This window comes from Bartonella sp. AP1QHHD (assembly GCF_042196265.1).
Lineage (GTDB): Bacteria > Pseudomonadota > Alphaproteobacteria > Rhizobiales > Rhizobiaceae > Bartonella.
In genome coordinates, this window is the sequence record NZ_JBHIPW010000091.1 from 1 (window position 1) to 7,979 (window position 7,979).

Below are 7,979 nucleotides of genomic sequence, written 5' to 3' on the forward strand. Positions count from 1 at the left end.
CTGTCTTTATCCGAGAAACCACTGCATTATGTGAAACACCCATCTTCTTCGCAAACGCACGAACCGATAGACCCTCACGATGCTTCTTGGTCATGGAATAGTCTCTTTTACTAAATATTTTTCAACATTCATCCTTTTCTTTAGATTGGTATCATGCTATGATACATAAAAGAGTGAATGAAGGTGATTTGGTGATTGAATCTTTTGCGGATAAGCGTTGTAAAGATCTTTTAGAAGGTAATCCGCCTAAAGGTTTTCCAACAACTCTAGTACGTATAGCCCAAAGAAAATTGTTTATGCTCGATAAAGCGGTTGACCTTAAAGATTTACGCAGTCCTCCAGGAAATCGTTTAGAAGCATTGAAAAGAGAGCGTAAAGGTCAATATTCTATTCGTATTAATGACCAGTTTCGTATTTGTTTTGAATGGCACTCTAATGGCGCTTATGAAGTTGAAATCGTAGATTATCATTGATCTGTAGGAGGTCGAGATGAAAAATTATATTGCTATTCATCCCGGAGAAATTTTACGAGAGGAATATTTAAAAGAATATGCTCTCTCTGCTTATGCCCTTGCAAAAGCATTAAATGTTCCACGCACGAGAATAGAACGTATTGTTGCTGAAAATAGTCCAGTGACTCCCGATACAGCACTAAGATTAGCCTATTTTTTTGATACTACTGCTGAATTTTGGCTCAACATGCAAGCTGCTTATGACGTTAGTATATTACAAACTGAAAAAGCAGACGAATTTGCCAAAATCAATAAATTTGAATGTAGGGTTTAATGATCTTTCCACTCATGAAGTTTTAAGACGTAACAGATAATTGACGATCCGGTATAATCGGGTGTATATTCCGGTATGTAAACGGATACGCTCCAAGTCACACGAGAATTATTGGTTTTCAAAAAAAACTTTAAAATAAGATGTGGCTACACAAAAGAAGATTTGGAAGCCGTGGATTCTCCACCATTGACAGATGAAGAACTTGCACGTCTAAAGCCAGCTAAAGATGTTTTACCACCCTCCTTCTTTAAATATGTAACAAAAGAACGCCGTAAACGTAGGTAAAAGTCTTAAAAAAGCAAGCGGTTGTTAAGCCAAATGATCTCGCCACTCTAAAAATCGTGCTTTACAGTTGAAATTAAACTTCAATTGTATTACACTGAAATACAGTTATAAGAGGAGAGATCATCATGGCTGCCAGTCGTATGGTTCAAGCGCGTGTACCAGAAGAAATTCAAAATGTTGCTAATCAAGTTATTCAAGCTTCAGGTTTATCAGTAAGTGATGTTGTGAGAGTGTTGATGACGCGTATTGCACAAGATAAAGCTATTCCGTCCTTCTTGTTTCAACCTAATGCGGAAACTATAGCGGCTTTTGCAGAACTAGAGGAAGGTAACTTAAAAAAGTTTCATTCCGTAGACGAATTATTTGATGATCTCTATGCGGACGATTGAACGTACCACTATCTTCAAACGTGATTTCAAGCGTGAAATGAAAGGACGGTATCGGCATCTTTTAGATACTGATTTGCGCCAAATCATTGCAGCATTAGCAAATGACCAGCCTTTAGAACCTCGATATTATGACCATGCATTGACTGGGAATTGGAGCAATTATCGAGATTGCCATATTCGACCTGACTTAGTATTGATTTATCGCTTGATTGGTCAAGATCGATTGATTTTAGTGCGTCTGGGCTCCCATTCAAAACTTGATCTTTAAACCACCTCCCCATTTTGAGAACGGGGAGGGAAGATGTTTTAAGTCTAAGCTACTTTTGCAATCGGAGTCGCTAAAACTCGTTTAGCTTCTTTTGTAACTGATTTGTAATGATCAAGCTCTTTTTCGAGGTTATTTGCATCTAACAAACGTCTCATCACCAATCCTAAGATTTCTCCAACACCAGCAGTTTTTTTTAAAACACTCATAAGAAAATAATTCATTATCAACAAATTGGCTTTTTAGTTTCTTCTCGCACTCAATAAAATAACGGCGTGCTTGACGTCCTTTCTCGTTACGTTCCACCATTGAGAGCTCTTTCGCCATGTCTAATGTGATGTGGTATTCTGTACTTGGACGACCGCTTTTAGGTTTTACTAAATTTTTAGTAAAACTCACAAAGTCCTTATTTTCTAGGAAACCATATTCTTTAATACGATTAATGATCCAATCGTTAAAACGAGATGTGACCTTCAAAAACATATGCAACTCACGTGCATTTACTGCTTGAACAGTTTCTTGATCAATTGTTTGTTCTGTAATTTTAATAAGAGTGTTCATAATGAACTCCTAGTTGTTAAGGTTTTCTATTGACATCCGAAGAGGATGCCGGGCGCTAGAAAACACGGCAACTAGCCCGTCGTTACGCCTTTCCCATAAAGGGTATTGTATAGCATAACCACACCCGACAATATTATTATATGCGTGTAGCATACAATGAGTCAAAGCTTTTAGTTTGCGGAAGATCAGTTATTTCGGCAACCAATCCGCTAGTTGTTTTCAAGTGTTTTCTAGGCACCTGATTCGAAGATACCTATTACTGTAGAATTGTCAAGTAATAAAAATTACTTTTTGCTAAGAAAACGTTTCACATACTGTACAGTGTACATATTGAAATTGTTATTTATCAATAAGTTAAGTGTACAATGTACAGTCAATTTGAAAATTCTGTCGCTAGCGATAGTTTGCGCTGTCCTGCCCCGCAACGAAGCCAACCCGCTGGGAGTACCTTTTGAATTGATTTTATTGACTTTTTTTATGAAAAAACAAAGCATAAATGATGATCTTTTTTTAAATTGCAATAAGAATATGTAATGCTTAAACTCATAAGGATATGTAAGATATAGATAAAGCTTGAGAACATGATCTAGCCTTTCTTGTTGGCAGCATATTCTTGACGTTTAAGTTGTCTCTGTATGTTTTCAGTTAATCTTTCATTGGCATATTGTGCAATAGCACTTGCAATCTCTGGTTTGGACATCATTCCAGCAATTGAGGGTCCTTCTTGTTTTGCAATAGGGAATTGATCTCCGTCATCTCTTTGAAACACATTACCATTCAGCTTTTTTAATTCAACACGCTTTGGAAAACTGCCTCCCTTGATAAAACCATGGGGTAAGATTTCTTTCTTTCCAAACAGTGTGTAAGTTACGCCGCGTTTTGTTTCGTTTACTTTAAAAAATTTAAGAGGTATTGGTGTTCCAGAACCAATGATATCTGTCTCAAGAAACCTTGCTGTCGCCTTTTCTTTAATATAAACACCTCTTCTTATACGCTTTATTTGGGCTGATGTAACATCTGCAACTTGCTTTTCAGTAAAGCGTTCAACTTGTTTTGCTGCAGTGTTTAGAGCATTACGCAGAGCCCAATTAAGGCGTGGTGCTTGAAGGTTTGTGAAGGTATCTTTTACCTGTTGAAGATACCATTTTGGTGGATAATTAATTTCAACTTCTAAGCCTTTTTTGGGGTAGATGTTGATGGCTTGGAAGCTTTAGGTGTTTTGGGTTGTTCGAGTGGAATTTCCTCGGCTGCTGATTCAGTTGATTTTTGGTTGGATTCTTTTTCTATTTGCTTAATTTGTTCAATTGTCTTGTCGGGTTTTATTTTTGTTTGAACATCAACAAAAGGTTTAGCAGCATTTGCACGCTTGAGACGTGCGTAGACTTGATTGGAAACTTCAACAAATAGATTATTGGGTGTTGATGGTTCAAAGCGAACAGTGCTTTTATTGTCGCCAACAACACACATTGGCTTAGTGATGACAGCTTTCATCATTGCTCCTTTTGAGTCATAATTAATGACATCATTAGTCAAATATTGATTTTTATTCTGTGAAAAATTAATTAGCCAGAATTACCCAGAAAACAGGGCTTTCTAGCCACGCTTCAAGTTCACATTTTGCTGAATTTTTGGGGATATTTTTGAATTTTATACACAATACGACTAGTGCAGTACCGTCATTAAATACGATTTTTTACACTATGTCAACAAAAAAAATCATGATCTTGTATTTTTTTATTTTAAAATAGAATATATAGAATTTTCTAAAACATTTTAGATTTTATAAATTATTGTGAAATTATTATAGGAGGGAAAGGCAATGACAGGTTCAGAAATATTAGATGCCATGTATATAGTATCAATGATAGTTATATCCCTCTTAACTATAGCGTTTTGTTTGCCTGCCGCCTTTTGATTTTCATTAATAGTTTGCGGATCATATGCAATTACACGCTTTTGCAAAAAAATCGAGAGTGAGAAATTTTTCCAGATTGATGAGCTAAATATTAAGCTCGTGACGGGCTGCTGTTGCCAAAAAAGCAGATCTTGTTAAACCTCTCTTTTGTGCACAATTATCAATTGCACGTAAAAGCCCTCGTTCAATTGATATATTTGTGCGTATGACTTCTGAATCATTTTCAATAAAAGGAACTTGTATTAAAAAAGCCCCTTCTGACAAAGCTGTTTTGACAGATTCCCGTTGTATGACTTCTTCAAATTTTGAAGGAATAGGCACTCTATCTACATCTTCACAATAAAGTTGGAGTGCTTCTGTTGCATTTGCTATTAAATTTTCTTCCTCATCAGCAGCAGAAAAAAGTCCCTCAAAATCAGGAAACTGAACACCAAAAGCAGAGTCTTCATCTTTATGAACAAGAGCAAAAAATCTTTTCATTCTTCTTCTCCTTCTTTTAACCAGCCTGCTTGTTGTGCGATAGAACGTGCTGTACCAATCGGAAGATTTTTTTTAGGATGTGGAACGATAACAACCTTATCATCTTTTTTTAATTTATGATGAGAACCTTTCACTTTGATAAGTTCAAAGCCATCACGCTTTAATTTTGTAATGATTTTTCGGCTATCTTGTTCCATTCCCTAAACTCATGATGTGTAAATATATACACATTTTAATGATTTTTCATCTGATGTCAATTCTTTTTTAACGGCTAAAGTGCTTATGAAGCGCATTAAGAACAATACGCAATGAAAGCACAAGGTGTGGTAGTGATTGATCTTCTATGACAAGATACTGTAATGCGGCATGAAGGTTATATTGACGGTGTAAACATTGAGCTTCTTGAACAACATCTTTTACAGCTAAAAGATGTTCTGTTGCTATCTGTACCCATTTCTCTCTTGCTCCGTTATCAGAAGTTGTAGGCATTTCATCATAAATTGCATTAGGCAATGCTTTTGCACATAGGTAATTGTTTTTCACTTCAAGATATTTTTGCGCAGCATCATATTGGTCTTGATTGATTTCGCCTTGCAAATAAAGCCGCCCGATATAGGTACCGGAAAGTGGATTTTTAGCCTCTTCTATGGTCAAACAGAAGCGTTTGGCACGCATTTCAAGTGCCAATTTATCCATGGGTTCATGCGGTGTTTTTGCTCGTGAGATGCGTCCGTTTGGTTCTCTGATACATCCTTTAATCCGAGGACGACCGCGTTTTGCACGTTTTTTTCTTTTTGTCATATTTTTTTTCAATCAGAATGGGATAGCATCATTAAGAGATGTGCTATGATCAGCAGCACCTGAAGCGATAGCATAATTTTGGGTAGTAATGGATGAAGGGGTAGGGGATGTTGATTGATCTTTCTTTGCATCAAGCAAATACAACTCGCCTTTGAATTGTGGTAAAACAATCTCTGTTGTATAACGGTCATGCCCATTTTTATCTTGCCATTTGCGTGTCTGTAATTTTCCTTCTATGTAAACCTTTGAACCTTTGTTGAGATATTGAAGTGCAATTTTTGCTAAATGTGGATTAAAAATCACAACTGAATGCCATTCTGTTTTCTCTACTTTTTGATTGGTTTTTTTATCTGTATAGCTCTCAGAAGTCGCTATACTAAAATTGACTATTTCTGCTCCAGAAGTCATTGTTTTGCTTTCGGGATTAGCACCAAGGCGTCCGATTAACATCACTTTATTTAGCATGTTTTTTCTTACCTTAAATTTGTATTTTAATACATACAAAATCCTAGCATGATTTTCTTATTTTTTCAATTATTTCAAAATGATATTATTGTTTTTTAACATATAAAATTATGTTTTAAGGCGCCCTTTGATAAATAATCAATTGACATAAATGCATGGTGTATAGTATCAAGAGGGTATATATGGCAATCGTTAGTTTTAAGCATAAAGGATTGAAATTATTCTTTGAACGAGGAGTCTGCAAAGGCATACAACCCGCGCATGCTAAAAAATTAGCAAACATTTTAGTAATTTTAGATACAATATCCGCGCCTGAACAAGTTACTCTTAAATCGTATCGTCTACATGCGCTTACGGGCGATTTAAAAGGTTACTGGTCAATGCGTGTCAATGCAAATTGGCGTGTTACCTTTCGTTTCATTGGGACAGACGTTGAACTGGTTGATTATCAAGATTACCATTGAGTTTTGAGGTGTTATTATGATGTACAATCCTCCACACCCTGGCGGCATTTTGAAAGAAGAATTGCTTGATGAATTAGGGTTAACAGTAACAGAAGCTGCAAATCGTCTTGGTGTTGCACGTTTAACTTTATCCCGCGTCTTAAACTGTCATGCAGCGATTAGCATTAATTTAGCTTTACGGTTAGAAAAAGCAGGTTTAAATGATGCGGAATTCTGGCTTAAATTGCAACAAAAGTATGATTTGTGGCAAGCTCGGCATAACAGCCCAATCCCACATATTTCACCTCTAGAGCAAGTAGGGCATCTTTAAAAATACTTAGTCCATCTTTCTTCACACCTAGAGGTCATGTTCTTTAAAATCAAGCAACCCACGATAGTTTTTTATGCTCTTGTTGATTGCATCTATGAACGTTGAGAAGAGACAACGTAATCTGAACAGTTTTATAAAATCGGAAATTTTACTATAGCTTTTTAACTGAGCACTGTAGTGTGTAAATAGATATGTTTATTAAACTGCGTGTATGTAACATAAGAAACAATACACAAACTAAAAAAGAATACCAAAGAGCAATATACACATATTAGTTATAATAGAAAAGCCGAGAACATATCCCTAGGAAAAGACAGAGCGTATAAGCCCTTTCTAACAGCCAAACCAGCCTTTTAAAACATGCGTGATTCACGCTACACGTGAATTGCGCGTAATGGAGGAAATCAAAATGAGTGAACAAAACACTAACCTAATAGAAATTGAAGAAACACATCATTTAGCCGTCGAACAAACTGCTATGGAATGTATTTTAAATAAAGCCTTAGAAAGTGACGTCAGTATTGACCGCTTAAAGCGTCTTCTTGATTTAAGAGAAAAAGAAATAGAACGACAAGAGCGCCAAAACTTTGTCCGTGATCTTTCGGCTATGCAAACAAAATATCAAAATATTGAAAAAACTCTACAATCACCCATACAAACAGCAAATACGCTATGCTTGATCAGTACATTGATGCTGTAAAGGACGGGCTTGCAAAATACAACTATATTAAACATTAAACAGAAAAAACGTTACCATAGAAATAATTCTGTCTCATCCTTCAGGAAATCAAATCTCAACAGAAGGAACATTTCCAATTGACAGTACAGGCTCTAAAAATAACATACAATCAGTTAGTTCCACACTTACCTACGCACGGAGATACCTGTTAGGCATGCTTCTTAATGTAGCAAGTAAAGAAGACGATACAGATGGTCAACCGCAAACCAAAGAAGGCGATACAAATAATCAAAAAGTTTCCTCTAAACAGATAAAGCAAATCGAAGAATTAATTAAAGAAACAGGGACAAATGAAAGTAGTCTTCTTTATTTTGCAGAAGCAGAAAAACTAACAGATATGTCTTGTAAAAAAGCAGAATTGGTTTTGGGGCATTTGGAAAGAAGAAAAAATATTCAAAAAGAAAAAGCTCTACAATCGCTCCCATCACAAGAGCAACAAACGGCGGTGTGAGATGGAACAAAGAACAGCAGAATGGTTCCAAGCACGCTTGGGTAAAGTCACCGCATCAAACATTTACA

At 36.1% G+C, this 7,979-nt stretch carries 12 protein-coding genes and 3 pseudogenes; 8 read left to right on the forward strand and 7 right to left on the reverse strand.

The window, feature by feature from the left end; all coding sequences use genetic code 11:
• Positions 1-158: 158 nt before the first annotated feature.
• The 4 genes from ACFIME_RS08610 (at position 159) to ACFIME_RS08625 (ending at position 1,728) form a co-directional block, all read left to right on the forward strand.
• Positions 159-473 (forward strand): type II toxin-antitoxin system RelE/ParE family toxin, encoded by a 315-nt coding sequence (locus ACFIME_RS08610; RefSeq protein ID WP_375662295.1) that lies wholly within the window; start codon positions 159-161, stop codon positions 471-473.
• Positions 474-489: 16 nt separating this feature from the next.
• Positions 490-786 carry a HigA family addiction module antitoxin gene (locus ACFIME_RS08615; RefSeq protein WP_004861504.1) on the forward strand — a complete coding sequence of 99 codons (297 nt, stop codon included), beginning with the start codon at positions 490-492 and terminating at the stop codon, positions 784-786.
• 410 nt (positions 787-1,196) lie between these two features.
• On the forward strand, positions 1,197-1,460 hold the full coding sequence (locus ACFIME_RS08620) for a type II toxin-antitoxin system RelB/DinJ family antitoxin (protein WP_375662297.1): 264 nt from the start codon (positions 1,197-1,199) through the stop codon (positions 1,458-1,460).
• Entirely contained in the window at positions 1,447-1,728 is a 282-nt protein-coding gene (locus ACFIME_RS08625) for a type II toxin-antitoxin system YafQ family toxin (RefSeq protein WP_375634173.1), read from the forward strand. Before ACFIME_RS08620 ends, ACFIME_RS08625 begins: the two co-directional genes overlap by 14 nt.
• 44 nt (positions 1,729-1,772) lie before the next feature.
• Here the strand turns inward: ACFIME_RS08625 and ACFIME_RS08630 are convergent.
• From ACFIME_RS08630 to ssb, 7 genes and pseudogenes are all read right to left on the reverse strand, one after another.
• A pseudogene (locus ACFIME_RS08630) lies at positions 1,773-2,286 on the reverse strand (antA/AntB antirepressor family protein).
• Between the two features lie 586 nt (positions 2,287-2,872).
• Complete coding sequence (locus tag ACFIME_RS08635; protein WP_375684804.1) at positions 2,873-3,448, reverse strand: hypothetical protein; 576 nt, start codon at positions 3,446-3,448, stop codon at positions 2,873-2,875.
• An 8-nt stretch (positions 3,449-3,456) separates the two neighbouring features.
• Complete coding sequence (locus tag ACFIME_RS08640) at positions 3,457-3,777, reverse strand: hypothetical protein (protein ID WP_375684805.1); 321 nt, start codon at positions 3,775-3,777, stop codon at positions 3,457-3,459.
• A 508-nt stretch (positions 3,778-4,285) separates the two neighbouring features.
• Complete coding sequence (locus ACFIME_RS08645) at positions 4,286-4,681, reverse strand: type II toxin-antitoxin system HicB family antitoxin (RefSeq protein ID WP_375633257.1); 396 nt, start codon at positions 4,679-4,681, stop codon at positions 4,286-4,288.
• Positions 4,678-4,878 carry a type II toxin-antitoxin system HicA family toxin gene (locus ACFIME_RS08650; RefSeq protein WP_375633256.1) on the reverse strand — a complete coding sequence of 67 codons (201 nt, stop codon included), beginning with the start codon at positions 4,876-4,878 and terminating at the stop codon, positions 4,678-4,680. Before ACFIME_RS08650 ends, ACFIME_RS08645 begins: the two co-directional genes overlap by 4 nt.
• 67 nt (positions 4,879-4,945) lie before the next feature.
• Positions 4,946-5,482 carry a hypothetical protein gene (locus ACFIME_RS08655; protein ID WP_375684802.1) on the reverse strand — a complete coding sequence of 179 codons (537 nt, stop codon included), beginning with the start codon at positions 5,480-5,482 and terminating at the stop codon, positions 4,946-4,948.
• 12 nt (positions 5,483-5,494) lie between these two features.
• Positions 5,495-5,947, reverse strand: coding sequence for a single-stranded DNA-binding protein (gene ssb, locus ACFIME_RS08660; protein ID WP_375684803.1), 453 nt, complete (start codon positions 5,945-5,947; stop codon positions 5,495-5,497).
• Positions 5,948-6,129: 182 nt separating this feature from the next.
• Here ssb and ACFIME_RS08665 point away from each other — a divergent pair, with 182 nt between their 5' ends.
• The 4 genes and pseudogenes from ACFIME_RS08665 to ACFIME_RS08680 all read left to right on the forward strand — a co-directional run.
• Complete coding sequence (locus ACFIME_RS08665) at positions 6,130-6,411, forward strand: type II toxin-antitoxin system RelE/ParE family toxin (RefSeq protein ID WP_004856694.1); 282 nt, start codon at positions 6,130-6,132, stop codon at positions 6,409-6,411.
• Between the two features lie 16 nt (positions 6,412-6,427).
• Positions 6,428-6,721, forward strand: coding sequence for a HigA family addiction module antitoxin (locus ACFIME_RS08670; protein ID WP_375640137.1), 294 nt, complete (start codon positions 6,428-6,430; stop codon positions 6,719-6,721).
• A 409-nt stretch (positions 6,722-7,130) separates the two neighbouring features.
• Positions 7,131-7,911 (forward strand): annotated as a pseudogene (locus tag ACFIME_RS08675) (ERF family protein).
• Between the two features lies 1 nt (position 7,912).
• Positions 7,913-7,979, forward strand: a pseudogene (locus tag ACFIME_RS08680) (exonuclease); the annotation flags it as partial.